The sequence below is a fragment of the Dietzia massiliensis genome (assembly GCF_018390595.1).
Taxonomy (GTDB): Bacteria; Actinomycetota; Actinomycetes; order Mycobacteriales; family Mycobacteriaceae; genus Dietzia; species Dietzia massiliensis.
Map to the genome: position 1 here is coordinate 1 of NZ_JAHBAV010000022.1, position 25768 is coordinate 25768.

The window sequence follows — 25768 nt, forward strand, 5'->3', positions numbered from 1 at the left end:
GAAATCGAAGTACCGGATCGCCGGACTAGGCGTACCCACTGGCCCTATCCGCCACCCCGCTCCGCGCACTGCTCTTGAGCGATCCTGATGTGCTTCTGGGCGATCTTGTTGCCCACCCCTCGGCTCCCGGAGTGCAGGAAGCACCACACCGCTCCGGACTCGTCCAGACACAGCTCGATGAAGTGGTTCCCGCCGCCCAGGCTCCCCAGTTGCTCGCGCCACTTCGGCGAATGGGACAGGTCGACGCCGCCGGAGTCGGCGAGCATCTCGAGTTCGCGGACCCGCTCCCGCGTGTGGTCGTTACGGACGGCCTTGTTGTAGTTGCCCGGCGACAGCGGTATCGCGCGCTCGAGCCGATCGCGCAACGTGCTCAGGTCGATGCGGTCGAGGGCGGACTCCGTGTACCGGGTACGCGCGGCCACCATTCCACAACCGATGTCGACCCCGACCGCGGCCGGGATGACCGCATCGACGGTCGGGATGACGGTGCCGACGGCGGACCCCTTGCCGGCGTGTGCGTCCGGCATCAGCGCGAGGTGTGGGTGGATGATCGGCAGCCGCGCGAGGGCCACCGCCTGGCCGATTGTCTTCTCGTCGATCGCCGACGCCCACGACAGCACATTCGGGGCGAGAGTGACTGGCATGGCTCCATTGTCCCGGTTCCCGACCGCCACGTGGTGGCACTCGGGCGACACCCGGTGGGACCATGGCGCCATGTCCACCTCTCCCCGTTCGGATCGTGACCGCGATGAGGAAGGTCGCGCGCGTAACGCCCGCCCTCGCGACGAGCTCGGTCGCCCGCTACCGCCGGGCAGCGTGGGGGTCGAGCGCATTCCCGAGGATCTCGACCTGCCGCCCGCCGAGTCCCTGGCGTGGGCACAGGACCTGCTGGACCGGGGTCGCGCGTTCCACGCCCACGAGGTCCTGGAGGGAGCGTGGAAGAGCGGTCCCGCCGACGAGCGACTCCTGTGGCAAGGTCTCGCCCAGTTGGCGGTCGGCATCACGCACATCCAGCGCGCCAACGCCAAGGGAGCCATGGCGCTGCTCGAGCGCGCGGCCGAGCGCCTCGCGCATGGCGACGGCCCGGCACCGCACGGGGTCGACGCGACGGGGCTCGTCGCCTACGCGCACGACCTCATGGCCGAGCTCCGACGGGGAGGCTCCCCCGCTCCCGATCGGTTGAGGCCGCGACTCGTCAGACGTCGCGTCCCCGACGACGGGGCGTCGGCGCAGGACTGAGCGTCACCGAGCAGTGAAGCCGAGGGCCCGGCCGGCCCTGCCGCCCCGGGAGCCCCCTGCGGCGCCGTCAGATCTCCCGCTCGACGGCGCCGCCGGACCTACAGTTCGACCGTGCCGCTGTCGCCCATGTCGGGAGCCCGATCGTCGCGGGACACCGCCGCGCGGACGAACGAGGCGATGTGGGCGATGCTCGAGCCGCTCGAATCCCAGTACTCGGCCGAGTCGGCGTGCACGAGGATCGAGGTGGCCTGCTCCGAACCGTCGGGGAACCAGGCGTCGTCGACCGCAGGGCTCCAGTTCTCGGCCACCGCGTTCCGGTCGTCGTCGACGGCCGCTCGCCCCGCCACCGAGACGAACCCGTCCGAAGACTGTACCGAGACGTTGACCTGCCTGTTGGTCGCGATCTCCGACACGAGGTCACCGTCTCTGGGGGCGAGCAGCCTCAGCGTGCCGTCGAAGTCGGAGTTCTGGCGGGTCATCGGGCGGCTCAGCAGACGACCGTCGGGGCCGATGGTGGTGATCATGCAGATCGGTGACTTCGCGATCAGGTCCGCGACGATCTGCTCGGGCGATCTGGTGTCGTCTGACATGGGACATGCCTTTCCACGATGGAATGTCGGTCCCCGTCCCACGTATGTGCCGGCGATCCCTGCGGGTCGTCACACAGCGCTGTCTTCCGGTGCCCACCTGGGGAAGTCACCAACCGTCCGACCGAACTCGGCTGACCGGACGCGGCGGTCCGAGCGAGGCGTGGACCACCGGAGCGGCAGGGCCCACGGCGGGCCGCCTGGCCGCGGCGCGAGCTGGCGGGGGACGTCCTGCACAAGGCGGTGTTCTCCGCCGCCACCGGGCTCATCGCCGAGCGGGCGCTGCGCCCGACCCTGGTGTCGCAGCGCGGCCGCCACGGTCACTGACAGCCAGCGGGCGCCACCTGCGCACGCTGCGGGTTCTCAGGCTTTGAGCGCCCGCAGCCCCGCGACCCCGCCCACCGCGGCACCCACCGCCAGCACCCACGGACCGCCGATCAGGATCGGATCCATCCACTGGTGGCGGACGTCGTAGCGTCCCCTGCCCAGACGTGACGAGAGCCCGCCGGCCGTGAACTCGGTGACGACGCCGGTCTCGGTGACAGGGTTGTCCGGCCTCAACGTGAGCAGCGATCGGACGTGGCTGCCCACCGCCTCCACCCGATCGGCACCCATCAGCATCAACCAGCGGGACGTCTTGTCCTCCCCCAGCTGGTAGGCCTTGCGACGGATCATCCCGGACACCCCGTGCAGCGGCTGGGCGGTCCCGAACACCGGGGTCAGGAAACGGTGCTCGATCGAACGCTCCCGGGGAGTCCGCTCGGGCTGGCGCTCGGGGAAGTCCCAGTGCGCGCCGGTCTCCAGGTCGCGCCGTAGCTTGGGGTACGAGGGGCGGACGGCGGGGTCGAGGTCCGCTCCCCACCCGGGGATCTGAGCGCGCAGTTCCTCGCTTGACCTGCGCGGGGGTCGATCATCAGCGGTGTACGGCATGTCGGCCTCCTGTGGTCTATCCGGCGTTCGGCAGCACGATCGGCTTGATGCAGTCGTCGAGCTTGCCGGAGAAGATGTGGTAGCCCTCCGCGATGTGCTCCAGGGGGATGCGGTGGGTGATGATCTCGTTGGGTGTGAGGTGCCCGTTCCGGACGTGCTCGAAGAGCCCGGGCCACTGCCGCTTCACCAGGCACTGGTTGCCCCTGATGGTCAGGCCCTTGTTCAACGCGTCGCCGAACTTGATCGCGCTCTGGACGGGACCGTAGGCACCCATCACCGAGATGGTCGCGCCCTTGCGCACCGAGTCGATCGCCCAGTTCAGCGCGATCGGCGAGCCGCCCTGGAGCTTGAACTTCGCCGAGGTCACGTGCTGGATGAAATGGCCGTCGGCCTCGGCGCCCACCGCGTCGATCGCCACGTCCGCGCCGAGGTGGTCGGTGGTGCGTTTCATCTCCACCACGATGTCGCGGTACTCGGTGAAGTTGTAGGTCTCCGCGTGGGCGGAGGTCCGCGCCTTCTCCAGTCGGTGGTCGAGGTGGTCGATCACTATCACGCGGCCCGCGCCCATCAGCCAGGCGGACTTGGCGGCGAAGAGCCCCACCGGGCCAGCACCGAACACGATCACCGTGTCACCCTCCACGATGCTGCCGAGTTGGGCGCCGAAGTACCCGGTGGCCACGGCGTCGGTGAGCAGGAGCGCGTCCTCCTCGTCCATCCACTCGGGGATGATCGTGGGCCCGACGTCGGCGAACGGCACGCGGACGAACTCGGCCTGCCCCCCGTCGTAACCGCCGCAGGTGTGGGAGTACCCGTAGATCGCCCCGGCCGCGGTCGCGCCGGCGTTGACGTTGTGGCAGTTGGAGTACAGCCCGCGGGCGCAGAAGTAGCAGGTGCCGCAGAAGATGTTGAACGGCACCATCACCCGGTCCCCGGGCTGGAGGTTCCGCACTGACGGTCCGACCTCGTGGACGGTGCCCACGAACTCGTGGCCGAAGGTGTGGCCGATCGGGTGCTCGATCGCGGGGATGTCCTTTGGGCGTCCTCTCGCTCTGCGTTCGGTGGTCAGTGTTCGCCGACGTCGCGGGCGTGGGAGACCGCCGAGGCGACGCCATCGGTCCACGGCTCGCCGTGTCCGGGCAGGACGGTCGCGGCGCCGGTGGCCTCGACCGGGCGCAGCGACTCCATGGCGCGGGCGGTGTCGGCGGTGGCCGCGGACGCCACGATCTGCGGGCCGGTGGCCCCCGTGTACGGGTCGAGCGTGACCAGCGCGTCGCCGCTGATCACCGTGTCCCGCTCGGGCAGGTGCAGGATGCAGTGACCACCGGTGTGCCCGGGGGCGAACATCGCCGTGGGCCGTCCCGGAACCTCGAGCGCGCTGTCGACCGCCAGTTCCTCGGTGTCCTCGATCCCCCGCACATTGAGCGCCCCGGCCATCGCCATCCGCCCGAGCACGGGCAGCGACCGGGGGTGCAGGAGCGGGTACAGCAGTCGGTTGCGTTGGGGCTTGTAGCTGTACGGGTGCGCGGCCAGGTGGTCGTCCTCCGGGTGCACCAGGACCGGGACGTTCAGCTCGACGCGGGCGCGGCGGGCGAAGCCGACGTGGTCGAAGTGACCGTGGGTGAGCACGAGCGCCCGCACGTCGCCGGGGCCGCGCCCCAGGCGGCGGAGGGTGTCGGTCAGCAGCCCCCACATGCTGGGCAGGCCGGCGTCGACGAGGGTCACTCCGTCGTCGTCGTCGATGACATAGCAGTTGACGTGGGCGTGGGCCAGGCGGTGGACGCGGTCGGCGACCTCGGTGGCGTGCATTCATTCTCCTCTCGACGTGCTGGGATCCTCGCCGCGCCGCATGATCGGCAGGTGTTCGATCGCGCCGGCGGCGCGCGCCAGCACCCCGCTGGCCGCGGTCAGCGCGGGGCCGACGGCGTCCGGCCCGCGGAGGGCCGCCGACTCGAGTACGTCACGCAGGCGGTCGGTCACGGTCAGCGGGAGCGCCGCCGCGACGTTGCCCGGGGGCCGGCGTGCGACCACCGGGTGGGGACGGGTGGGCGCGGTGCGCCGGACCGCCTCCCACGCCACGCCGAGGGCCCGGAGCCGGGCCACGCCACGCCGAGGGCCCGGAGCCGGGCTGGGCTCAGCTTCTCCTGCAGCCGCGGCAGCAGCTCGTCCTCCTCGTCCCGGACGTCGTCGCGCAGCACGGTGATGAGGCGACGCAGCACCTCGTCGCGCTCCGGGTGGGCGTCACCGAGGTTCTCCAGCAGGGTGACGAGCTCGTTGACCTCCTGGTGTTCCTGCTCCACGCGCAGCGTCAGCTCGTGCCCGTCGGGCAGCTCCGCCCGCATCACGGGCCACAGCACGGATTCCTCGGCGAAGGCGTGGGGGAACACGAGCCGATAGGTCTTGATCAGGGCCAGCTTCTGCTCCGCGCCGTCCGTCCGTTCCACCTCCCCGAGGAGCCGGTCGAGCTCCATGTGGTCGAGCTTCTGCCAGGCGAGGACGCTCCACCGGCCGCCCAGGTCATCGAGGTTCTGCTCTGACAGAGATCGCATGCGGTGTCCTCCCTACCGCGTAGGGTGCGCGCGGGCGGATCGGCCCGCAACCGGTCCACCGCGGGGCCCGGTGACCTCGGCCACCCGCGCGGGTAGGTTGAGAGCGATGAGCGAGCTCGTGTCGACCGGCGTCGCCGTCGCCCCGGTCGTCGTGGTCCTGGCACTGTTGGCTCTCCGGGTCCCCTCGCTGGTGGCGGGAACCGCGGGCCTCGTCGCCGCCCTGGCGGGGGCGGTCACCGTCTTCCGGCCCGACGACGACGAGGTCGCCACCGCGGCCGCCCAGCTGGGGCCGACGGTGCTCGAGGTCGCACTAATCCTCCTCGGCGGCGTCCTGTTGGCCACGGCCCTGTCGGCCACCGGGAGCAGGGACCACATCGCCGGGTGGCTGGAGCGGATCGGTTCGGGCGGTGACCGGGTGCCCGCGATCCTGCTGCTGGTGTTCGGTCTCACGCCGTTCATGGAGTCGGTCACCGGCTTCGGGCTGGGCGTGGTCATCACCGCGCCGCTGCTCGTGCGGATGGGTCTACCACCTGTGAAGGCGGTCGTCGTGGGCCTGCTCGGGCTGGTCCTGGTCCCGTGGGGCTCACTGGGCCCGGGCACCCTCGTCGCCGCCGAGCTCGGAGGCCTGGGCGTCGACGCCCTGGGATACTGGTCCGCCCTGCTCAGCCTCCCGGTCTTCGTAGTGAGCATGATGACCGTCCTCGTCGTCGTCACCGGCCGGACCCCTGCGACCACCGGGTCGCCGGACGCCCCACGGTGGCCAGCCCTCACCCGACCGCCCGCGCGCCACGTCGCGCTGGGCGCGGCCGTCGTGGTCACCCAGTGGGCCGTCCTCGTCGCGTCCAACGCGGTCGTCGGCGTGGCACCGTCGGGCATCATCGCCTCGGCGGCCGTCATCGCCGTGCTGCTGGCGGTGGCGCGGTTGCGTCACGGCGCGCTGCCGGCCGTGACCGGCGGACTCGTGCGCGCTCTCGTCCCGTTCGCCGTCCTGCTCGCGGGGATCCTCGGCACCACCGCCGCGCTGGCGGTCGCGGGCGCCCCGGCCGGCGCGGGGTGGCTCACCTCCCCCGCCCTGTGGGTCCTCGTCGCCGCCCTCGTCGCGCTGCGCGTGTACACCACACCCGGCTCGGGCATCGCGCGCCTGCTCCGGACGGCGCTGGCGACGTGGGTCCCGGTGGCCGGAAACGCCATCGTGTTCATGGCCATCGGCATCGTCCTGGCCACCGCCGGCGCGGCCGCCCACCTCGCCGGGCTCGCCACCGGACTCGGATCCGCGGCCGTGGCGTTGACCCCCGCGGTGGGTGCGCTCGGCGGCTACCTCACCGGCACCAACACCGGTGCCGCAGCCATGTTCTCCGCGGCCACCACCGCGACCGCCACCGGACTCGGCGCCGACGGGCTCGTCGCGCTCGCCGGCCAGAACGTCGGGGGCTCCTTCGCGATCATCGTCTCTCCCCCGCGCGTGGCCCTCGCCGTCGGCGTCGTGCTGGCCGGCCGCACCCGGCTCCCCGCCCGTGCCACCCGCACGCTGGCCACTGCGGTGGTCACGGCGACCGTCGTGCTCTGCGCGGTGGTCGCCGTCCTGACGTAGTGTTCGTGGAAAGAGACCCCGATGGCCGCGACACGAGAGGCAGTGAGTTCCACCATGAACCATGTGACCGAGACCGCCGACCGCATCCTCGATAAGGCCAAGGAGTCCAAGCACGGTCGCCACGCCGAGCTCCTCGTCCACGAGGGTCCGCTGCGTCAGGCGCTCCTCGCCCTCACCGAGGGCACCGAGCTGGATGAGCACAACTCTCCCCCGGCCGCGAGCCTCTACCTGCTCCAGGGCGCCGTCCGCGTGACCGGCGACGGCACCACCGACATCGCCGCCGGCGAGCTGCACACGCTCACCCACCGTCGGCACTCCGTCACCGCGCTCGCCGACTCCGTGTTCCTGCTGACGACGGTCACCAGCATCCCGGGTCAGGGAAGTTACGACACCGAACCCGTCGACTGACGGGCGCGCGCGGCGGTCGTGACCCTGACCGCGGCGACACGCTCGTCGTGGATTCCCCGATGGGACGCGTGAGCGTGCGCTTCCTACCCCGCAACGAGCTGGGCGTACTGGACCACGAGGTCACGCTCCCCGACGGGACCGTCACCTACAACCCGCTGCGGGTCGTGCCGCACCCCGAGGGTGCGGAGGTGGTCTTCACGCTGCGCGGGGTCGACGACGACGAGTTCGAGCGGGACGCCGCGATGGTGGCCGAGGACCTGGCGCGCCTCCGGGCCGCCTTCGAGGGCCCGCTCCCCGCCGGGGCGCCGCCGCGGACCGCCTCGGCCGTCGCCGACCCGGGTATACGCCTGGCCTCGCCGGCGGACGCGGGGTCGCTCGGTCGGATGCTGTACGAGTTCAACACCGAGTTCGAGTCCGCGACGCCCACCGCCGACGACGCCGCCCGGCGATTCGGAGACCTCCTCGTGCGCGACGACGTCCTCGCCGTCGTCGCCTCCCCCGGGAGCCCCGGCGACCCGGGCGTTCCCACCGACGTCGGCTTCGCCCTGGTCACCCTGCGCCCCACCCCCTACTCCGACCACCCTCTCGCGCAGCTCGAGGAGCTCTACGTCCGACCGGAGCTCCGGGGGCGCGGTGTCGGGACGGCGATCATCAGCCGCGTGCTGTCCGAGGTGGTCGCCAGGCGGTGCGAGGAGATGTTGATCAACGTCGACGCCGATGACCTGGGCGCGCGGCGCTTCTACGAACGCCACGAGTTCACCGACCGCGATCCGGACAGCGGATCGGGGATGCGCTGCTACCTGCGATTGTTGTAGAGCCGCGCCCGGGGTTCGTCGCGCGCCGGTCCTCTACGGCCGTACGGTCAGCGACTGGGACACGGTGCCGACAGGGCCGTCCTCGTCGTGGATCACGCTCGCGGTCAGCCCCAGGCCGCCGGGTCCGAAGGTGACGCGGGTGTCGAAACCCAGCCACTGCCCCGCGGGTGAGCGCACGAGGTGGGCGGTGAGGTCGATGTTGGGGAAGGTGACGACGGCCGGGTCCGCACGGATCGCCATCCCGTTGGCGATGTCGACGAGCGCCGTCATCCGCGCGAGCGGGCTGACCTCTTCCGCCGCGAGCAGAGGGACGTCGGTGCGCACCCAGTACCGGGCCCGGCCCGGCCCCCTCGAGTCCCGCCGCACCCGGGCGGAGGCGAGGTACCCGCCGCCCCACACGGAGGTGGGATCCCACGGCTCCATCTCCTGCGGCGGCGGCAGCGGGTCGAAGGCGTCGCCGGCGATCGCCGCGGTGTCGCGCGGCTGCTGCAACCACGCGCGGAGCCGGATGCCCGCCCGGTCGCCGTGGGAATAGGTCGCCTCCACCAGTTCGATCGTGCGCCCGGGTCGGATCACCTCCACCTCGACGTCCACCGCGTCCATGGGCACCACGCCCAGCAGCTCGTACGTCAGGCGCGAGAGGACCATCGGATCGTCGCGCCGTCCGGCCAGGTCGAGCTCCACGGCATGGACGAGCAGTCCCAGCGCGGGACCGATGTGCTGCGTGGACTCGTCCCAGGCGCCGCTCACATGATCGGTGGGCCGGAAGCTCCCCGGTCCGAGCCTCTCGAAGTACGCCATCCCCGTCCTCCAGTCGGTGAGTGGTGATTAACTGGGGAGCGTACACACAGCAGTGGGAGGCAGCATGACGGACGAGAAGTTCGACCAGTTCACCACCCCGATCGACGACCGGTACCTCGAGGACTACACCGAGGGTCACCGGTACCGCTTCGGCGAGGAGTCGGTCGACGCCGGGGAGATCATGGAGTTCGCCCGGCGCTACGACCCGCAGAGCATCCACACCGACCCGGACGCCGCGGCCGCCGGCCCGTTCGGCGGCCTCATCGCGAGCGGCTGGCAGACCGCCGCGCTCATGATGCGCCTTTTCGCGGACAACTACCTCACCAGCGTGGCGAGCCTCGCCTCGCCCGGGATCGACGAGCTGCGGTGGGTGCGGCCCCTGCGCCCCGGCGACCGGCTGACCCTGCTGTGCGAGACCACGGGTGTCCGCCCGTCGCGCACCAAGCCGGACCGCGGGGTGCTGACGACCGACGTGACCCTGATCAATCAGGACGGCGACCCGGTCCTCACCGCGACCGCGATGAACATGGTAGCCCGCCGGCCCTGACCCGCCCGGCCCGCCGCCGGCCATGACCCCGGGGCGCCGCCGTGCCGACCCGGTCGACGCCAGCGGGAACCGCTAGAGCCTCGGGGTCAGGTGGAAGACCGGCAGCGTCCGTGTGGTGCGGCGGGCGTAGATCTCGTAGTTCGGCCACACGCGTACCGCCGCGGCCCACGCCGACGCCCGCTCGTCGTCGGCCAGCTCGCGCACGTCCACGACGAGCCGCGCGCCGTAGACCGAGATCTCGACCTCCCCCTCGCCGGCCGCGCGCAGATTGTGGACCCAGGCCGGAGTCGTCTGACCGCCCCAGTTGGAGCCGACCACCACGAGGCCGTTGTTCCAGGAGGCGCACAGCAGGGGCGTGCTGCGAGGCTCCCCGCTCCTACGCCCGGGCACGTGGAGGGTGAGGGTGGGCAGCCCGGCCAGCCGGAGCAACGGGACGCGGCCGCGCGAGACCCGGCTCAGCCACCGGTCCAGCGTGACGACGAGGTGGGAGTTCTCGCGCGTCGCGTCCTGCCGACCGAACCAGATCGCGAGCGGGGTGAGGAGGTTTCCCATGGGACGACCTTAGGTCGTGACCCGTCCGTCGCGGTGCGACACCGCTCACTCCGCGGTCGCCAGCACCTGCACCGACTCGGTCCATCCCGCCCGCAGTCCAGCCTCCAGCACCGCGAGGTGGAACGCCCACATCCGTCGGTAGACGGCGTCGAAGCCCAGGGCGGCGGCGTCGCGACCACGCTGGGCGAAGGTCTCGGACCAGAGGCGGACCGTCTCCGCGTGGTGGGCGGTCGTCTCGACCCGCCCTCGCAGTGTCAGCCTCGGCGCCCGCTCGATCGCGTCGACGAGCTCCGACCACGCGACCGGGGGCCCCGCCTCCGAGACATACCTCGACTCCCACGCCGCGAGCTCCACCACCGCGGGGGTGGGGCGGCCCGGCGCGACGGTCGTGTGGACCACGAGCCGCCCGCCCGGACCGAGGAGCCGGTCGGCCACGCCGATCACCTCGTCGTGCCCGGCGCGGCCGGCGATCGTGCCCGGCTCGGCGGCGACGACGGCGTCGACCATCCCGGCGGCATCGGAGGGGGCCCCGAGGAACAGGGAGATCTCCTCGTCCAGCCCTGCCGCCGCGAACCTCGACCCCAGCGCCGACAATCTCTCGGTGGACGCCGTCATGGTGCGCACGTGGGCACCGCGCTCCGCGGCACGCATGGGCAGCTCGCCCCACCCGGGCGTCGCCACGAGCACGTGGGAGCCGTCCTGCACCCCCGCCAGCGTCAGCATCGTGTCGGCCGACCGACGCTGGGCGTCCCCCAGATCGCCCCGCCGGGGGGCCGGCGACGGCGCCTCCAGGTGGACCACGTCGGTCCCGTCCTCCAGGCGGGTCCGGGTCCGGGCACCGGACGCGAAGACGGCGCCCGAGGTCGACATCGTCTCGTCCGTGTACAACGAGGTCAGCGCGCCGGGAACGGAGTCCTCAAGCTCCACCGTGACGGGGCCGCCCCGCCGCCGCCCACCGCCGACGGGGCCGCGGCCGTCACGCCCGTATGCCCGCTCCCCCGGGTGGGCGCAGTCGGCGTTCGCGGCGACCCACGGGGCCAGCGTCGCGATGGCGGTGCACAGGTCGGGCGTGGTCCAGTCCCCGGCCATGAACGACTCGCCGAGCCCGACCACACCGCCCTCCGCCAGCCGCGCCCAGAAGTGCTCCGGCTCGCGCAGCACCACCCGGACCGGGGCGTCGTACTCCCCCGCCGCCGACGCGTCGGGGTAGTCGATCCGCAGGCCGAGCTCGCGCGCCGACCGGCGCAGCGCCTGGGCGATGAGGACCGGCGGTTGGCCCGACACCCCGGACGGCGGGGCGAGCGCGGGCCAGCGCTCGAGGTCGACGGCCTGGGGTTCGACTCTGACCACCGGTGTCCCTCCTTGTGGGGCTCGCGTCACAGGGACGCTACCGCCGCCCGGCCGTCCCCCGGCTGAGGCGCGGCGGCGACCGTGCCGCTCGGTCCGACGGGGGCCCGCGCACCCGCACGCCGCGCCTCTCCGTGTGCACGGTGTCGGACGGCGCACTATCCTGGGGACTCGTGCCCGGCGGTAGTTGCGCGGGCCCCGAGACCGACGAGGCCAACGAGCCCCTCACCACAGACCAGCCTCATCAGGAGCCGCCATGACCGAGCCCGCAACCGACCAGGTCACCGCCACCGCACCGGCCGGCCGCCGGCACCGCGTCGTCATCATCGGCTCCGGCTTCGGCGGCCTGTTCGCCGCCCAGCAGCTCGAGAAGGCCGACGTCGACGTCACGTTGGTCGCGAGGACGGGCCACCACCTGTTCCAGCCGCTGCTCTACCAGGTGGCCACCGGCATCCTCTCGGTCGGCGAGATCGCCCCGCCGACCCGCCTCATCCTGCGGGACCAGAAGAACGCCACGGTCGTCCTGGGCGACGTGGACACGATCGACGTGGCGGCCAAGAAGATCCACGCCTCGGCCGGCCACATCGACTTCGATCTCGAGTACGACAGCCTCATCGTCGCCGCGGGCGCCAACCAGTCCTACTTCGGTAACGACCACTTCGAGCGGTGGGCGCCCGGCATGAAGACGGTCGACGACGCGCTCGAGTTGCGTAGCCGCATCCTCGGCTGCTTCGAGCAGGCCGAGGTGATCGACGACGAGGAGGAGCGCCGTCGCCTGCTGACCTTCGTCATCGTCGGCGCCGGCCCCACCGGTGTCGAGATGGCCGGTCAGGTCGCCGAGCTCGCCCAGCACACGCTCCGGGACAGCTTCCGCCGTATCGACCCGGCCTCCGCCCGCGTCATCCTCCTCGACGCCGCGCCCGCGGTGCTGCCGCCGTTCGGCAACAACCTCGGCAACGCCGCGCGCGCCCGGCTGGAGAAGATGGGCGTGGAGATCCAGCTCAACGCGATGGTCACCAACGTCGACTACCAGGGCATCGAGGTCAAGGATCCGGACGGCTCCGTCCGTCGCATCGACGCCTCGTGCAAGATCTGGTCCGCCGGCGTCAAGGCCAGCCCCCTGGGCAAGCAGCTCGCCGACCAGACGGACGCGGAGATCGACCGCGCCGGACGCGTGCTGGTCAACAAGGACCTCTCACTGCCGGGCCACCCGGAGATCTTCGTGGTGGGCGACATGATGAGCCTCGACAACCTGTCCGGTGTCGCGCAGGTCGCCATCCAGGGTGGCAAGTACGCGGCCAAGCAGATCATCGCCGAGGTCGAGAAGGGCCGGACCCCGGCCGAGCGGAAGCCGTTCAAGTACTTCGACAAGGGCTCCATGGCCACGGTGTCGCGCTACAGCGCGGTGGTGAAGATGGGCCCGATCGAGATCTCGGGTTTCATCGCCTGGGTCATGTGGCTCGTCGTGCACCTCGCCTACCTGATCGGTTTCAAGAACCGCATCACGACGATGTTCTCGTGGGGGATGCACATGGGCGGCGATCACCGCTCGCAGCTGACCTCGACGAAGCAGTGGGTCTACGCGCGCCAGGCCCTCGAGCAGGTGGCCGCCGACGACGCCGCCCAGCGGTCCGCTGATCGGTCGCGGGAGGAACAGTCCGCCTCCGCGTCGGTCGACTGAGGGCCCGTAGATCTAGGCAGATCGACCGAGGCCCCATCGGTCCGGGGGTCGACGACGAGGAACGCGCCCGGCGGGCAGGTTGCCGTCGGGCGCGTCGCCGTCTCGCAGCCGGTCCCCGGCGCGGCCGGTTACTGTAGGTTCGCCAGCCGCACCTGACCCACCGCCGCGGTACGTCCGTGGTCATCGGCGATCTCGACCCGCCAGAGCTGTTGGGACCGGCCGCGGTGCACGGGGGTACCGGTCGCCGTGAGGGTGCCCTCGGTGACGGCGCGGAGGAAGTCGGTCGAGTTGTTCACCCCGACGACCTTGCCCTCGCCCCCGAGCCACACCGCGCCGGCCACGCTGGCGACCTCTTCGACGATCGCGCAGTAGACCCCGCCGTGGACGATTCCGTACGGCTGGTGGAGGTGCGGTTTCACGTCCACCGTCACGACCACCCTGTCGGGAGTGACCTCGGTGTACTCGATCCCGATGTTGCCGCCGAAGCCGATGCCGGAATGGGCACGGATACGCTCGATCACATCACTGTCAACCGTGTCGGACATCTGACCTCATCTCCCCGGCCCGGCCGGTCCGGACCACCGGGATCGAACGTTACCCGGGCCGTACTCGTGCGGGGTCACTCACGCCTCCCGGGTCAGCGGACGGAGCGCCACCCCCGGTCGCGCACGGGGATGGGCCCCGAGCCCGGGGTGCGCGGGAGCCGGCTACGCCGGCGGACGGCCAATCCGGAATCGTGAAGGGCCTGGAGCACCATCTGTCCGCGCCGGTATCCGGTCTCCGGGCTGGTGTCGGCGAACGTCGGCACGATCGTCGCGGCCCCCAGGACACATTCACCGGCCATCGACCAGAGCGTGTCGACACTGCAGTTGCTCACCTCGGCGAGGCCCTCGAACACCGCCGTCAGGGTCGAGCGGGACCGGCAGGCGAGCCACTGCGCGAGCGCCTGCTCGCACGGCAGGACGACGGTGCCGCGCGATCCCGCGGCGGGGTCGTCGGGCAGCACCCGAAGGGTGGTGTCCCGGACGCCGGCCCAGTCGAGGCCACCCTCGATGTCTGTGCGCACGGCCATGTTCTCGGCGCCGGTGTCCCAGACACGGCCGATGGTGACGAAGCTGGCGACCGCGCGACCGAGGACACCGTGGGTGAAGGCCTCCGCGACCAGGTACGTCGAGAAGCGGATGTCTCCGGATTCGGTGAAGTGGTCGCGGAACATCTGCTCCACACGGCCACTGTCCACGGCCCGCTCGAGCGGCACCCACCGGCGCCGCGACTGCGTCCCCAGGTCCGCGATCGAGTAGAACTTCGGATAGCCGGCCCGGAGGCCACCGAGCACCTCGACCGTGTCGTCGAACAGCGTGCGTGTCCCCGCCAACTGAGTGGGCAGCAATGAGCCGGTCATGTCTGGTCTTTCCCCTCGTAGAGTCCCCGAACCGGGTCCGGCGCGCCTCCGCGGAGACGTCCGGACCACGGCGATCCGTCCCCCGAATCGTTGTGGTCCAGGTCATCTGGCCCGACCATAAGTGTTACAACACATCGCCGGTTGTTACCAAGAGTTTTTCGGCCGATCGACGAATCCTTGCACTCAGTGCACGTCTGACCTATCAACCACTTCGCTGCCGCCACCCCGCCTCCGGCCCGGCCGATAGCTCGCATCGATGCAGGTCCGCTCGCTTCGCGGGCGTCGACTACGCTGAGGCCCATGAGTACTGAACGCGAGGACGCGCAGCCCGCCGCCGGCACTGTCGGCACCGCCGACATCGGAGTGACCGGCCTCGCCGTGATGGGCTCGAACATCGCCCGCAACTTCGCCCGGCACGGGTATACGGTGGCGGTCCACAACCGCTCTGCGGGAAAGACCGACGCCCTGCTCTCGGAGCACGGCGAGGACGGTGACTTCGTCCGCACCGAGACGATCGCCGAGTTCGCGGCCGCGCTGCGCTCGCCGCGGCGCGCACTCGTGATGGTGCAGGCGGGCGCGCCCACCGACGCGGTGATCGACGCGCTCGCCGACGCGTTCGACGAGGGCGACATCATCATCGACGGCGGCAACTCCCTCTACACGGACACCATCCGTCGCGAGAAGGCCATGGCCGAGCGTGGCATCCGGTTCATCGGTGCGGGCATCTCGGGCGGCGAGGAAGGCGCCCTGGAGGGGCCGTCCATCATGCCGGGCGGGCCCGCGTCCAGCTACGAGGTCGTCGGACCCATGCTCGAGGACATCTCGGCGAAGGTCGACGGCACGCCGTGCTGCACCCATGTCGGCGAGGACGGCTCGGGCCACTTCGTCAAGATGGTGCACAACGGCATCGAGTACTCGGACATGCAGCTGATCGGCGAGGCCTATCACCTCCTGCGCGGCGTGGCGGGCATCGAGCCGGCGGCCATGGCCGACGTCTTCCGTGAGTGGAACACCGGCGAGCTCGACTCGTACCTCATCGAGATCACGGCGGAGGTGCTCGCGCAGGTCGACGCCGAGACCGGCGCACCGCTGGTCGACGTGATCGTCGACCGCGCCGGCCAGAAGGGTACCGGTCGGTGGACCGTCAAGTCCGCCCTCGATCTGGGCGTCCCCGTCACGGGCATCGCCGAGGCCGTCTTCGCCCGCGCGCTGTCGAGCTCCGTCCCCCAGCGGGAGGCCGGGCGCACCCTGCCCGCCGGCTCGGTGTCGACCCCCGCGCAGACCGGTCCCGAGTTCGTCGAGGACGTCCGCCGGGCGCTCTACGCGTCCAAGGTCATCGCCTACGCGCAGGGGTTCGACCAGATCACGGCGGCGAGCGCGGAGTACGGATGGGACGTCGCCCGTGGCGATCTCGCCACCATCTGGCGCGGCGGCTGCATCATCCGCGCCACGTTCCTCGACCGGATCCGTGAGGCGTACGCCGCCGACCCGTCGCTGCCCTCCCTGCTCGCGGCGCCGTACTTCGCCGAGGCACTGGCGGACTGCGTGGACAGCTGGCGCCGCGTCGTCGCGACCGCGGTCACCGCTGGCATCCCCGCGCCGGGCTTCTCGGCCGCACTCGCGTACTACGACGGCCTGCGCACCGAACGTCTGCCCGCCGCGTTGATCCAGGGTCAGCGCGACTTCTTCGGCGCGCATACCTATCAGCGCACCGACCGTGAGGGTAGCTTCCACACTCTGTGGAGCGGCGATCGTTCGGAGGTCCGGGTCTGAGCGGTTCGCAGCCCGGTGGTCTGGGCCGGCTCCTCGAAGACCTCGGGGTGTCGGTCCCGATCAGGCATGCCGTGTCCGCGCTCGTCTCGGGCGAGCCGACACCGGTGCAAGCGGCCGCGCTCGCCGACGCCGTCGGCGGCGAGAGCCTGCTCGCGGTGGCACCGACCGGCTCCGGCAAGACGCTGGTGTTCGCGATCGGGGTGGTCCACCGCCTCGCGGGGTCACCGAGCCTGCCGGGTCGGCCCCGGGCGGTCGTGGTGGCACCCACCCGCGAACTCGCGGAGCAGAGCGCCGAGGTCCTCGCGGAGGTGGGGGCGGGCGCCGGGTTGCGGGTGGCCTCGTTCGTCGGCGGCCAGCCGATCAAGCGGGATCGTCGCGCCCTCGTCGCCCCGGTCGACGTGGCCGTGGGCACGCCGGGTCGCCTGGCCGACCTGGTCCGGTCCCGGGCCGTGTCGCTCACCGACGCGCGGGTGATGGTCCTCGACGAGGCCGACCAGCTCCTGGGGCCCTCGTTCGTCGAACAGACCGAGTCGCTTCTCGCCGCCTGCGCCGGTGCGGGACTCGTGGCGACCACGGCCACCGCCGACTCCGGCGTCGAGGCACGCCTGCGCGAGGCGCGCCCCGGCCTCCGGGTCCACCGCGTCGAGCGCGCGCCCGCGTCGGTACAGCAGGAACCCGGGCCCGGGGGGTCGCCGGCGGCCGAGACCGCGGCGGGGACGACGACGACAACGGGCGCGCCACGTCAGCTGGTCATCCTCTCCACCCCGGATCCTGACGGCGTGGCGGTCGCGCTGGCGGCCCGCTGCACGCGGGGGCTCTTCTTCGTCCCGCGCCGGGATGCCGTCGACGCGCTGCGTGCCGCCATCGCGGACACCGGCGTGCGCGTGGCCGGCGTGAAGGGGTCGGACTCCCCCACCCGGCGCTCGTCCGCGTTCTCCGAGCTGGCCTCGGGTGCCGTCCGCGTCCTGGTGACCACGGATCTCGCGGGCCGGGGGCTCGACATCGTCGACGTCGGCCACGTGGTCCACGTGGGGCCGCCGCACTCGATGGACGACCTCGTCCACCGTTCGGGTCGGACCGGTCGCGGCGATGCGCGGGCCGGCGTCGTCGCCGCCGTCCTCAGACCCTCCCAGGTCGACCGCGTCGCCGATCAGGCGCGGGAGTCGGGGATGTCGGTCGAGACCGTCGACGTCTCCCGGCCGGGCGCCGACGACGCGATCACGCGGGTGTTCGGCCCCGAGCTGATGACGCCGGCGGCCCGGAGAGCCCCCGCCCCACCGGCACGGTCGCGGCGGCCGTCCGAGCCCCCGCGACCCGCGACGTCGCGGGTCCACCGCCCCAAGCGGAAGAAGCGGTCGTGACGTCCGACGTACGCCCACCCGACCCGGTGGTGCTCCCGGAGGAGCTCTGGCGGCGCCGCGAGGAACGCCACCACGCTTGGGTCGACCATCTGACGGCCGAGCACCTGGAACGCCGTCGCCGCGGGGAGCCGCACCCCGTCGTCGACTTCCTTTTCACCTACTACCGCACGAGCGTCGCCACGGTGCGTCGCTGGCATCCTGGGCCCGGCGTGTTGTTGGAGAACGCGCACCGGTCGGAACGCCGCGAGTGGCGGCACTACCGCCGCGACACGATCGCCGGCCGGGACGGACTCGTCGTGGACGCCGACTCGGTCTGGCGTCGCTGCGGCGACCGGGTCTCCCGCGCCCGTGCGGTGGTCTCGGCCACGGCGGGACGCCGCGGGGCCACGGGGTGCTTCGGCCTGCACGAGTGGGCGATGCTCTATCGTTCCGGCCGCGACGGCGTGCGCCACGGGCAGGTACCCCTGCGACTGACCCACGAGCGGATCGACGAGATCGTCCGCGGCTCGCGTCTGCAGTGCACGCACTTCGACGCGTTCCGCTTCTTCACCGACGACGCCGTGCCCCTCAACCGGGAGCCCCTCACGCGGGACGGGCAGGTCCACGACGAGCAGCCGGCGTGCCTCCATGCCGGGATGGATGTCTACGCCCATACGGCTGCCCTCGAGGCCGGCGCACCGGGCGAGCTCCTCGTCGACGCCCTGCGAGCCGCGTTCGACGCCCGCGAGGTGGACATGCGCTCCTCGCCCTACGACCTCTCGGCCTGGGGCCTGACGCCGATACCGGTGGAGACCGCCGAGGGGCGCGCCGAGTTCGTCGCCTTCCAGAAGCAGTGGATCGCGCGCACCCAGGTGCTCCGTTCGCGGTTCCTGGCCGCGGTCGACCACGTCGAGCGACTCGCGGGACGGGTCCCCGTCGGCGCACGGTGACCGGCCGTCACACGGGTGTCGCGCCGAACTCCTGCGCGGCCACGTCGGCGACGACACGGCCGAACTCGGCGTAGGCGTCCGCCCCGGCGGTCGCGGTGCGCAGCACGAGACCGATCGTGCGACCGGGCACCGGGTCCGCGAACCGCGCCACGGCGATCCCGGGGTCGCGTGTCTCCGGACCCACCGCGGATTCGGGCACGATCGTCACTCCCAGTCCTCCGGCGACGCACCGCACCGCGGTGGTCAGGGACGCGGCGCGGGACTCGCCCCGCCCGAGCACGGGCGCGGAGACCCGGCGGCACAGCTCGACCGTCTGCTCGCGGAGGCAGTGGCCCTCGTCGAGCATCAGCAACGGCTGGTCGACGAGGATCTCCAGGGGCAGGCCCTCGCGCCCGGCGAGCTCGTGGGACGCCGGCACGAGCAGGGCGAACGGCTCGGAGTAGAGCGGCGTGGCGGCGACGCCCATCGCGTCGGTCGGGACCGCCATGATCGCGAGGTCGATGACGCCGCTGCGCAGCCCGTCCACCAGTCGGGACGTCTGGTCCTCCACCACCCGCGGCGTCAGGTCCGGGAACCGCTCCCCCAGCGCCGGGAGCAGGCCGGGCAGCAGGTACGGGGCGACGGTGGGGATCACGCCGATGCGCAACGACCCGAACAGCGGCCCGTCACTGCCCGCGGCGGCGTCGGCCACCGCGTCCATCGCGGTCACCGCCGCGCGGGCGTACGGCAGCAGGCGGTGCCCCGCGGGCGTGACGAGGACGGACCGCGTACTGCGCTCGACCAGGTGCAGACCCAGTCCGTCCTCGAGCGTCGCCAGCGCCTGGGACAGGGAGGGTTGACTCATGCCGAGCTCCTCGGCGGCACTGCGGAAATGCAGGCGCTCCGCCACGGCGAGGAAGACCCGGAGCTGCATGAGGCTCGGGACGAACCGCTGATCAGCCATGCCGATCAGTGTACGGCCGTCGATAACCAGAAGTCGATGATTATTCGCGCATGCCTATGAGTGATCTATGTCTCATCGACTTTACCTCTCACAGGGAGTGGGGCATAGTCGGGCCTGGCCGTCCGACTAACGCCAAACCCTCAGGAGGATCACATGGCTCTTCTCACCATCGGCGATCAGTTCCCCGACTTCGAACTCACCGCGCTGAAGGGTGGTGACCTCAAGGAGGTCAACGCGCAGCAGCCCGAGGATTACTTCGAGACGATCACCAACCAGTCCTACGAGGGCAAGTGGCGCGTGATCTTCTTCTACCCGAAGGACTTCACCTTCGTCTGCCCCACCGAGATCGCCGCCTTCGGCAAGCTCGACGAGGACTTCCAGGACCGCGACACCCAGATCCTGGGCGGCTCGATCGACAACGAGTTCGCGCACTTCAACTGGCGCGCGACCAATGACGAGCTGAAGACCGTGCCGTTCCCGCTCCTGTCGGACATCAAGCACGAGCTGATCCGCGCCCTCGGTGTCGAGAACGCCGACGGTGTCGCCGATCGCGCGACCTTCATCGTCGACCCGGACAACGTCATCCAGTTCGTCTCGGTCACCCCGGACGCCGTCGGCCGCAACGTCGACGAGGTCCTGCGTGTCCTCGACGCCCTGCAGTCGTCCGAGGTCTGTGCCTGCAACTGGCAGAAGAACGATCCCACCAAGAACATCAACAAGATGGACATGCTGCAGGAGGGCATCAAGTGAGCATCGAGAACCTGAAGTCCGGACTCCCCGAGTTCGCCAAGGATCTCAAGCTGAACCTGGGCTCGCTGGCGCGGTCCACCGAGCTCAACGAGCAGCAGCTCTGGGGCACGTTCCTCGCGACCGCCGCCGCGACCCGCTCGGCGACCGTCCTGTCGGAGATCGCCGACGAGGCCCGCCAGCACCTGTCGGACGAGGCGTTCAACGCCGCGCTCGGCGCCGCCTCGATCATGGCCATGAACAACGTGGCCTACCGCGCCAAGGAGTTCCTCGGCGACGACTACACCCAGGTCCGCATGGGCCTGCGGATGAACATCATCGCCAACCCCGGCGTGGAGAAGGCCGACTTCGAGCTGTGGTCGATGGCCGTGTCCACCATCAACGGCTGTGAGAACTGCACCGCCGCCCACGATGACGTCATCCGCAAGGAGGGCGTCACCAAGGAGCAGGCCTGGGAGGCCGTGAAGATCGCGGGCACCATCGCCGGTGTCGCGCAGGCCGTCGAGATCGACGCCAACATCTGACGCTCACCTCTCCGGTGACCGTAGGGCCCCGCTGACGAGAGTCAGCGGGGCCCGGTGTGTTTCCGCCGAATGCCTCATGGTCCGCGAGTTGGACCTCGTGCTCACGCCGCTGCGCAACTAGGTTCGGCAGGAGAGCCGTGGAAGAGTCCCGCGGCACCGAGCGATGGAGACGGCGATGACCACCGGAGGCACCCCACCCGGGGACGGGTACCCGAACGACCCCTACGGTTCCGGACCGGACCGGAACAGGGCCCCTACGGCGACGCGGGCTACGGCCAGCAGGCTTACCCGGGCCAGGGTGGCTACGAGCCGTACCCCGGGCAGGGCGGTGGCTACGATCCCTACCCCGGGCAGGGATACGGACAGCCGGGTCATGAGCAGCCGGGTTACGGCCAGCAGGGATACGGCCAACCGGCCTACGGACAGCAGCCCTACGGCGATCCGGCGTACGGCGGCTACGGCCAGCCGGGGCCGGGCGGGGCCCCGGCCATGGTCGGCCGGGTGTCCCCGACCGGCGCGGTCAGCGCCGGCTGGCAGATGTTCAAGAACAACCCGGTCCCCTGGCTGCTCATCACCCTGGCCAGCGGTGTGGTCAGCGGGATCATCAGTGCGTTCTCCACGGACGAGTCCGGGGCCGTGATGTTCATCGCCCAGGTCCTCTCGTTCGTGGTGAGCCTGCTGCTCCAGGCGTTCATCGTCCGCGGCGCCCTCCTCGAGGTCGACGGCCACAGGCCGTCGTTCGGCGACTTCTTCAAGCTGCACAACTTCGGATGGTTCGTGGTCGCCGCGATCCTCGTGGGCATCGCCACCTTCGTGGGTGTCTTCCTCCTCATCGTCGGCGCCTTCGTCGCCGCGTTCTTCCTCTACTGGACGCAGTACTTCGTCGTCGACCGCAACATGACGGCCACCGACGCCATCGTCTCGAGCTTCCGCGCGATCAAGTCGGACGCGGGCAACCTGCTCGCGCTGGCGCTGCTCAACGTCCTCATCATCATCGCGGGCACCCTGGCACTGCTGGTGGGTCTGTTCGTGGCCATCCCGGTCACCACGCTCGCGTCGGTGTACGCCTACCGGGTGATCACCGGCCCGAGCGAATTCTCCCGCGCCGCGACCGCCGCCGCCGCCTGATCCACCGCCGCCCGATACGCCACCGCCTGATCCGCGGTAACGGCGGCGACGTGCCCCTGAGATGACGACGCCCCGACGGCCGAGTGGCCGTCGGGGCGTCGTCATTCCCGGCGCGGTGTCATTCCCGGCGCGGTGTCATTCCCCGCGCTCGGCATCTCCCGGCGACTGCCCGGCGACGGGGTTCTCCGCGTCCTTCTCGTGGGCCATCGCGCGACGGACCGCCCACACGGTCCCGACGAACGCGACCAGCGCCAGTGGCCAGCCCATACCGATACGCGCGGCGCCCAACCAGTTGACCTCGTCGTTGAGGTACAGGACGTATTGCAGGACAGCCCGGATCGCGAACAACGCGGCCCAGAAGCCCGTCGCTACGGTGTACCACCGGCGGGCGGGCGGGATCCGACGCCAGGCCATCCCCTTGCCGTCGAGGAAACCCCAGATCACCCCGACGAGAGGCCACCCGGCTATCGCCGACAGCGCGAACGCCGACCCGTACACGGCCTGGGTGATGATGCCGTAGAGGAAGTACCCCTTGGCGTCTCCCGTCCGCCAGGCGATGAAGACACAGATCGCCACGCCGATGAACCCGGAGATCGCCGGCTGTGGGTTGTCCCGGCGTCCCAGGGACCAGGCGAGCATGGCGACCGCGACGCCGAGGGCGCCCCAGATGGCGGCGGTCAGGCCCCAGAACGCGTTGACGGGGACGAACGTGAGGACGGGGATCGACGAGAAGACGAGCCCCCGGACACCGCCCATCTGCTCGAGCACGGACGCGTCGGGATCCCCGAACGCGGTCTTCCGGCTCGCCACCGACTGCCGCCCGGTGCCAGCGCCGGTATCCGACTCCCCCGCTGCCTGCTCAGGCTCTGTCACGCGATTCCTCCCCGGTCCTGCACGGCTGCCCGTCGAGCAGCTCGTAGCGCGGGTTGTACATGATCCTGCGGCCGTCGCGGATGCCGACCCGGCCCGTCACACGGATGAAACGACCGGTGTCGATCCCGGGGATCGTGCGCCGTCCGAGCCAACACACCTCGATCGCGCCGGTCCCGTCGAACACCTCCGCGGTCATCCCCAGGAAATCCGATCCCCCGCAGGAGAGCACGGTCCGGATGCGCCCGGTCAACGTCACGCGGTCCCCTCGCGCGACATCCGCGACGTGGGTGCACCCCGTGCGCTGGACGCGCACGGCGAGATCCGCCGCGTCGAGGGCCTCGACGGGGTCGGTGAGTCGGGCGGTCAGGTCCCGCAGGACCCTGGGGAAAGGCATGGTCAGATCTCCCTCGGCCGACCGGTTCCGGTCACAGGTCGTCGTCCGCGCCGCGGAGCCGGTCCATCGCGCTCCCGTCCCTGCGGGGCGTCGCGGTGCCACCGGTCGACGACGCGGCCGTTGCGCCCGACGACGGGGTGGCCTGACCGCCGCTCTGCGGAGCCGCGGCGGCGCCGGCGGACGGCGCAGCCGCCTGTGGGTTCGCGGACGCCGCCTGCGGGTTCGCGGGCGCCGCCTGCGCCCCCGCCTGCGCCGCCTGGCCGGCCCGACCCTGCTGGCCGGCCGCCATCTGCTGCTGGTACGCCTGCGCCTGCTGCTGCGCCGCCTGCTGGGACCGCGCCTGGGTGAGCGCCTGCTGGATCTCGTCCGGGATGGTCAGTGGGAGCTGCTCCCGCACGGGCATCGGTCCGTCACCGCGGTTGATGAGGAGGTGCCGGAACACCTCCCGCCCCTCCTCCGCCGCCTGGTCCGCGAGCTCAGGCGTGGCCATGACCCGGACCTCGGCGGTCCACCGGTTGCCGTCGACCCCGATGGCGCGGAAGACCGCCCCGGGCAGCACGGCGACGAGTTCGCGCCCCCAGGGACCGTCGACCACCGAGACGTCGGCGCCCTGCTGTTCGAGCTGCTCACGCATCCCGGCCACCATCGTGCGCCACTGTCCTGCCGACTTCGGGGCGGCGAACGCCCGCGGGATGACACGTGAGACCTGGGTGACGACGTGGAACTCGGGCTGGCCGGCCGGGTCGAGGGCCACGTTCAGATCGCGGCCCTGCGGCACTCCGATGACGAGCGACCCCAGGTCGATATGGCCGTAGCCGAGGGCCGTGTAGTACGCGCGCACGTCTGGAACGGACGAGCGGTCGTGCGGCCCCGTCGACGAGGGTGCCTGCGACTCCGCCTCGGTGGACGCGGCGGCGTCGCGGGCCCCGGTCACCGGCTTCTTTCGTCCGAACATGGTGGAAATCCTCTCGGAGTGCGACCCGGCCCCGGACGGGACCGTCGCGGACGACGCTACCCAACGGCGTCGCCGCCGGTCAGGTCAGGCGCGATGGTGGTCTGTCTCCCTGGGTGTGAGGGCGGTGGTGGTCTGTCTCCCCGGGCGTGAGGGCGGCCGGTCAGCTCAGGCGGTGGTGGCCCCCGGTCGAGCCGTGGCCGCCGTCCCCGCGGTCGGTCTCGTCGAGATCATCGACCTCCACGACGTCCCACAACTCGACCCGCTGGACGAGGAGCTGTGCGATCCGGTCACCGCGCGCGATACGGACGGGTTCGGCCGGATCGAGGTTGATGAGGTTCACCTTGATCTCCCCCCGGTATCCCGCGTCGACGGTCCCGGGTGCGTTGACGATGGACAGTCCCGCCCGTGCCGCCAGGCCGGACCGTGGGTGCACGAGGCCCACGTACCCGACGGGCAACGCGATGGCGACTCCCGTCGGCATGAGGACACGGTGTCCGGGTGTCAGGTCGCAGTCCTCCGCGGCGTGGAGATCGATCCCGGCGTCCGCCGCGTGCGCCCGGACAGGCAGCGGGAGTCCACTGTCCAGCCGTCGTATCCGGAGCACCTCGCCGGTACCGCTCACCCCGGCCGATCCGCTCACCATGCCGCCGCCCTCCTGCCGGGCGTCGCCCGGTTGCTCGATAGTCTTGATGTCGTGTCCGACGAAGATCTCCGCCCCCCACCCGATCGCGCGCCGCGCCCCGTCCACTCCGAGACGCTGCGGGTCCCGGTGTGGTGGTGGCTCCTGCTCGCCGCGGTCACCGTCGTGGCGGTCGTCCTGGCCTTCACGGCCGGCGCACGCTGGTGGATGTGGCTACTCGTCATCGTGGTCCCCGCCCTGCTCGCCTGGCTGTTCGTCTCGCTCGGCCGCGAGAGGATCGAGGTCGAATCCGACGGTCAGGGCGGAGGGACACTGTACGCGGGCCGCGCGCGCCTGCCGTTCGACGCGATCGCCCGCAGCGCGGTCGTTCCCGCGACGGCGAAGCAGGCGGCGATGGGACGGCAGCTGGACCCGGAGGCGTTCGTCGTCCACCGCGGGTACATCCCGACCATGGTGATCGTGGTCCTCGACGACCCTCTGGACCCCACGCCGTACTGGCTCATCAGCACGCGCGACCCCGAGGGGCTCGCGGCGGCGCTGCCGGACAACCACTACAGCTGACCGGCGGCGCCGCCGCGCGCGGTGCTCAGCCCGCGCAGTCCACGCAGATGGCCATGCCGTCGCGCTCCTCGGCGAAGCGGCTGCGGTGGTGCACCAGGAAGCACTCGCCGCACGTGAACTCGTTGTCCTGCTCCGGCACAACCCGCACCGTGAGCTCCTCGCCGGACAGGTCGGCACCCGGCAGTTCGTAGGACTCGGCGGTGTCCGTCTCGTCGACGTCGACCTCGCCGGTGGCTCCCTCCGCGCGCCGTGCCTTGAGCTCCTCCAGCGAATCGCCGGTGAGCTCGTCTGCCTCGGTGCGGCGGGGAGCGTCGTAGTCGGTTGCCATGAGTCTCTTTTCTGGGTCTGTGTGGGGGGTGCCCGATTCGGCGGTGGACCGACCGGCGCACGCATAGTAACGGAATCTCCCGCCTTTTTCATCCAGCGGTCACGTCCGTGTTCCGGGCGGGATCGCCTGCGCCCGACGTTTACAGTGGAGGGCCGGGTCCCATCGG

At 71.5% G+C, this 25768-nt stretch carries 30 protein-coding genes and 1 pseudogene; 13 read left to right on the forward strand and 18 right to left on the reverse strand.

The annotated features are described in order from the left end of the window. Positions 1-59: 59 nt before the first annotated feature. Positions 60-644 (reverse strand): annotated as a pseudogene (locus KHA85_RS08115) (RtcB family protein); the annotation flags it as partial. A 70-nt stretch (positions 645-714) separates the two neighbouring features. On the opposite strand from KHA85_RS08115, the gene KHA85_RS08120 reads away from it, so the two are divergent. Beyond that, entirely contained in the window at positions 715-1239 is a 525-nt protein-coding gene (locus KHA85_RS08120; RefSeq protein ID WP_213185432.1) for a DUF309 domain-containing protein, read from the forward strand. A gap of 98 nt (positions 1240-1337) precedes the next feature. Here the strand turns inward: KHA85_RS08120 and KHA85_RS08125 are convergent, their stop codons facing one another. From KHA85_RS08125 to KHA85_RS08145, 6 genes are all read right to left on the reverse strand, one after another. Beyond that, positions 1338-1829: a pyridoxamine 5'-phosphate oxidase family protein gene (locus tag KHA85_RS08125; RefSeq protein ID WP_213185414.1), complete on the reverse strand. Its 492-nt coding sequence runs from the start codon at positions 1827-1829 to the stop codon at positions 1338-1340. 360 nt (positions 1830-2189) lie between these two features. Further along, a complete protein-coding gene (locus KHA85_RS08130) occupies positions 2190-2756 on the reverse strand; it encodes a hypothetical protein (protein ID WP_213185415.1) in 567 nt (188 codons plus the stop codon). Between the two features lie 16 nt (positions 2757-2772). After that, positions 2773-3822 carry a zinc-binding dehydrogenase gene (locus tag KHA85_RS08135; protein ID WP_438802049.1) on the reverse strand — a complete coding sequence of 350 codons (1050 nt, stop codon included), beginning with the start codon at positions 3820-3822 and terminating at the stop codon, positions 2773-2775. Continuing rightward, positions 3819-4562 carry an MBL fold metallo-hydrolase gene (locus tag KHA85_RS08140; RefSeq protein ID WP_213185416.1) on the reverse strand — a complete coding sequence of 248 codons (744 nt, stop codon included), beginning with the start codon at positions 4560-4562 and terminating at the stop codon, positions 3819-3821. Before KHA85_RS08140 ends, KHA85_RS08135 begins: the two co-directional genes overlap by 4 nt. Then, entirely contained in the window at positions 4563-4733 is a 171-nt protein-coding gene (locus KHA85_RS17960; protein ID WP_236885369.1) for a hypothetical protein, read from the reverse strand. A 2-nt stretch (positions 4734-4735) separates the two neighbouring features. Continuing rightward, positions 4736-5302 (reverse strand): hemerythrin domain-containing protein, encoded by a 567-nt coding sequence (locus KHA85_RS08145; RefSeq protein WP_236885370.1) that lies wholly within the window; start codon positions 5300-5302, stop codon positions 4736-4738. Positions 5303-5408: 106 nt separating this feature from the next. Here KHA85_RS08145 and KHA85_RS08150 point away from each other — a divergent pair, with 106 nt between their 5' ends. The 3 genes from KHA85_RS08150 to KHA85_RS18395 are packed head-to-tail and all read left to right on the forward strand — an operon-like array spanning position 5409 to position 8116. Further along, positions 5409-6893 carry an L-lactate permease gene (locus KHA85_RS08150; protein ID WP_213185417.1) on the forward strand — a complete coding sequence of 495 codons (1485 nt, stop codon included), beginning with the start codon at positions 5409-5411 and terminating at the stop codon, positions 6891-6893. 54 nt (positions 6894-6947) lie between these two features. Then, on the forward strand, positions 6948-7301 hold the full coding sequence (locus KHA85_RS08155) for a cupin domain-containing protein (protein WP_213185418.1): 354 nt from the start codon (positions 6948-6950) through the stop codon (positions 7299-7301). Between the two features lie 59 nt (positions 7302-7360). After that, positions 7361-8116, forward strand: a complete 756-nt coding sequence (locus tag KHA85_RS18395) for a GNAT family N-acetyltransferase (protein WP_306666427.1) — start codon at positions 7361-7363, stop codon at positions 8114-8116. Positions 8117-8149: 33 nt separating this feature from the next. Here the strand turns inward: KHA85_RS18395 and KHA85_RS08165 are convergent, their stop codons facing one another. Further along, on the reverse strand, positions 8150-8917 hold the full coding sequence (locus KHA85_RS08165) for a thioesterase family protein (RefSeq protein ID WP_213185419.1): 768 nt from the start codon (positions 8915-8917) through the stop codon (positions 8150-8152). A gap of 64 nt (positions 8918-8981) precedes the next feature. On the opposite strand from KHA85_RS08165, the gene KHA85_RS08170 reads away from it, so the two are divergent. Next, positions 8982-9464: a MaoC family dehydratase gene (locus KHA85_RS08170; protein ID WP_070723000.1), complete on the forward strand. Its 483-nt coding sequence runs from the start codon at positions 8982-8984 to the stop codon at positions 9462-9464. Positions 9465-9536: 72 nt separating this feature from the next. On the opposite strand, the gene KHA85_RS08175 is transcribed toward KHA85_RS08170, so the two are convergent. Together KHA85_RS08175 and KHA85_RS17970 are read right to left on the reverse strand one after the other, a co-directional pair. Further along, the gene (locus tag KHA85_RS08175) at positions 9537-10016 is read right to left on the reverse strand and encodes a nitroreductase family deazaflavin-dependent oxidoreductase (protein ID WP_213185420.1); all 480 of its coding nucleotides are present in this window, start codon (positions 10014-10016) and stop codon (positions 9537-9539) included. 45 nt (positions 10017-10061) lie between these two features. Next, positions 10062-11366: a class I SAM-dependent methyltransferase gene (locus tag KHA85_RS17970; protein ID WP_213185421.1), complete on the reverse strand. Its 1305-nt coding sequence runs from the start codon at positions 11364-11366 to the stop codon at positions 10062-10064. A gap of 253 nt (positions 11367-11619) precedes the next feature. On the opposite strand from KHA85_RS17970, the gene KHA85_RS08185 reads away from it, so the two are divergent. Then, complete coding sequence (locus KHA85_RS08185) at positions 11620-13044, forward strand: NAD(P)/FAD-dependent oxidoreductase (protein WP_213185422.1); 1425 nt, start codon at positions 11620-11622, stop codon at positions 13042-13044. 128 nt (positions 13045-13172) lie between these two features. On the opposite strand, the gene KHA85_RS08190 is transcribed toward KHA85_RS08185, so the two are convergent. After that, on the reverse strand, positions 13173-13589 hold the full coding sequence (locus KHA85_RS08190; protein ID WP_061229537.1) for a PaaI family thioesterase: 417 nt from the start codon (positions 13587-13589) through the stop codon (positions 13173-13175). Between the two features lie 92 nt (positions 13590-13681). Beyond that, positions 13682-14446 carry a hypothetical protein gene (locus KHA85_RS08195; protein WP_213185423.1) on the reverse strand — a complete coding sequence of 255 codons (765 nt, stop codon included), beginning with the start codon at positions 14444-14446 and terminating at the stop codon, positions 13682-13684. Positions 14447-14746: 300 nt separating this feature from the next. On the opposite strand from KHA85_RS08195, the gene gnd reads away from it, so the two are divergent. From gnd to KHA85_RS08210, 3 genes are all read left to right on the forward strand, one after another. After that, entirely contained in the window at positions 14747-16219 is a 1473-nt protein-coding gene (gene gnd / locus KHA85_RS08200; RefSeq protein ID WP_061229539.1) for an NADP-dependent phosphogluconate dehydrogenase, read from the forward strand. Between the two features lie 71 nt (positions 16220-16290). Continuing rightward, positions 16291-17580, forward strand: a complete 1290-nt coding sequence (locus KHA85_RS08205; RefSeq protein ID WP_308936894.1) for a DEAD/DEAH box helicase — start codon at positions 16291-16293, stop codon at positions 17578-17580. Next, positions 17577-18509, forward strand: a complete 933-nt coding sequence (locus KHA85_RS08210; protein WP_308936895.1) for a hypothetical protein — start codon at positions 17577-17579, stop codon at positions 18507-18509. Before KHA85_RS08205 ends, KHA85_RS08210 begins: the two co-directional genes overlap by 4 nt. Positions 18510-18516: 7 nt before the next feature. Here the strand turns inward: KHA85_RS08210 and KHA85_RS08215 are convergent, their stop codons facing one another. After that, entirely contained in the window at positions 18517-19452 is a 936-nt protein-coding gene (locus tag KHA85_RS08215; protein ID WP_063973060.1) for a hydrogen peroxide-inducible genes activator, read from the reverse strand. A gap of 153 nt (positions 19453-19605) precedes the next feature. Between KHA85_RS08215 and KHA85_RS08220 the strand changes: the two genes are divergently transcribed. The 3 genes from KHA85_RS08220 (at position 19606) to KHA85_RS08230 (ending at position 21851) form a co-directional block, all read left to right on the forward strand. Then, the gene (locus KHA85_RS08220) at positions 19606-20202 is read left to right on the forward strand and encodes a peroxiredoxin (RefSeq protein ID WP_063973061.1); all 597 of its coding nucleotides are present in this window, start codon (positions 19606-19608) and stop codon (positions 20200-20202) included. Then, entirely contained in the window at positions 20199-20723 is a 525-nt protein-coding gene (gene ahpD, locus KHA85_RS08225) for an alkylhydroperoxidase, AhpD family (RefSeq protein WP_007628757.1), read from the forward strand. The genes KHA85_RS08220 and ahpD overlap by 4 nt, the downstream gene beginning before the upstream one ends. 501 nt (positions 20724-21224) lie before the next feature. Then, complete coding sequence (locus KHA85_RS08230) at positions 21225-21851, forward strand: DUF2189 domain-containing protein (RefSeq protein ID WP_236885381.1); 627 nt, start codon at positions 21225-21227, stop codon at positions 21849-21851. 135 nt (positions 21852-21986) lie between these two features. Here KHA85_RS08230 and KHA85_RS08235 read toward each other — a convergent pair whose 3' ends face one another. The 4 genes from KHA85_RS08235 to dut all read right to left on the reverse strand — a co-directional run bounded on the left by KHA85_RS08235 (position 21987) and on the right by dut (position 24716). Then, positions 21987-22724: a DUF3159 domain-containing protein gene (locus tag KHA85_RS08235; protein ID WP_082904445.1), complete on the reverse strand. Its 738-nt coding sequence runs from the start codon at positions 22722-22724 to the stop codon at positions 21987-21989. Further along, positions 22711-23118: an OB-fold nucleic acid binding domain-containing protein gene (locus tag KHA85_RS08240; protein ID WP_131886318.1), complete on the reverse strand. Its 408-nt coding sequence runs from the start codon at positions 23116-23118 to the stop codon at positions 22711-22713. The genes KHA85_RS08235 and KHA85_RS08240 overlap by 14 nt, the downstream gene beginning before the upstream one ends. A 31-nt stretch (positions 23119-23149) precedes the next feature. Continuing rightward, positions 23150-24073: a DUF3710 domain-containing protein gene (locus KHA85_RS08245; RefSeq protein ID WP_131886317.1), complete on the reverse strand. Its 924-nt coding sequence runs from the start codon at positions 24071-24073 to the stop codon at positions 23150-23152. A gap of 160 nt (positions 24074-24233) precedes the next feature. Continuing rightward, a complete protein-coding gene (dut, locus tag KHA85_RS08250) occupies positions 24234-24716 on the reverse strand; it encodes a dUTP diphosphatase (protein WP_061229548.1) in 483 nt (160 codons plus the stop codon). Positions 24717-24767: 51 nt separating this feature from the next. Between dut and KHA85_RS08255 the strand changes: the two genes are divergently transcribed. After that, a complete protein-coding gene (locus tag KHA85_RS08255; protein ID WP_061229549.1) occupies positions 24768-25274 on the forward strand; it encodes a DUF3093 domain-containing protein in 507 nt (168 codons plus the stop codon). A 25-nt stretch (positions 25275-25299) separates the two neighbouring features. On the opposite strand, the gene KHA85_RS08260 is transcribed toward KHA85_RS08255, so the two are convergent. Next, complete coding sequence (locus KHA85_RS08260) at positions 25300-25602, reverse strand: DUF4193 domain-containing protein (RefSeq protein ID WP_007628750.1); 303 nt, start codon at positions 25600-25602, stop codon at positions 25300-25302. Positions 25603-25768 lie beyond the last annotated feature (166 nt).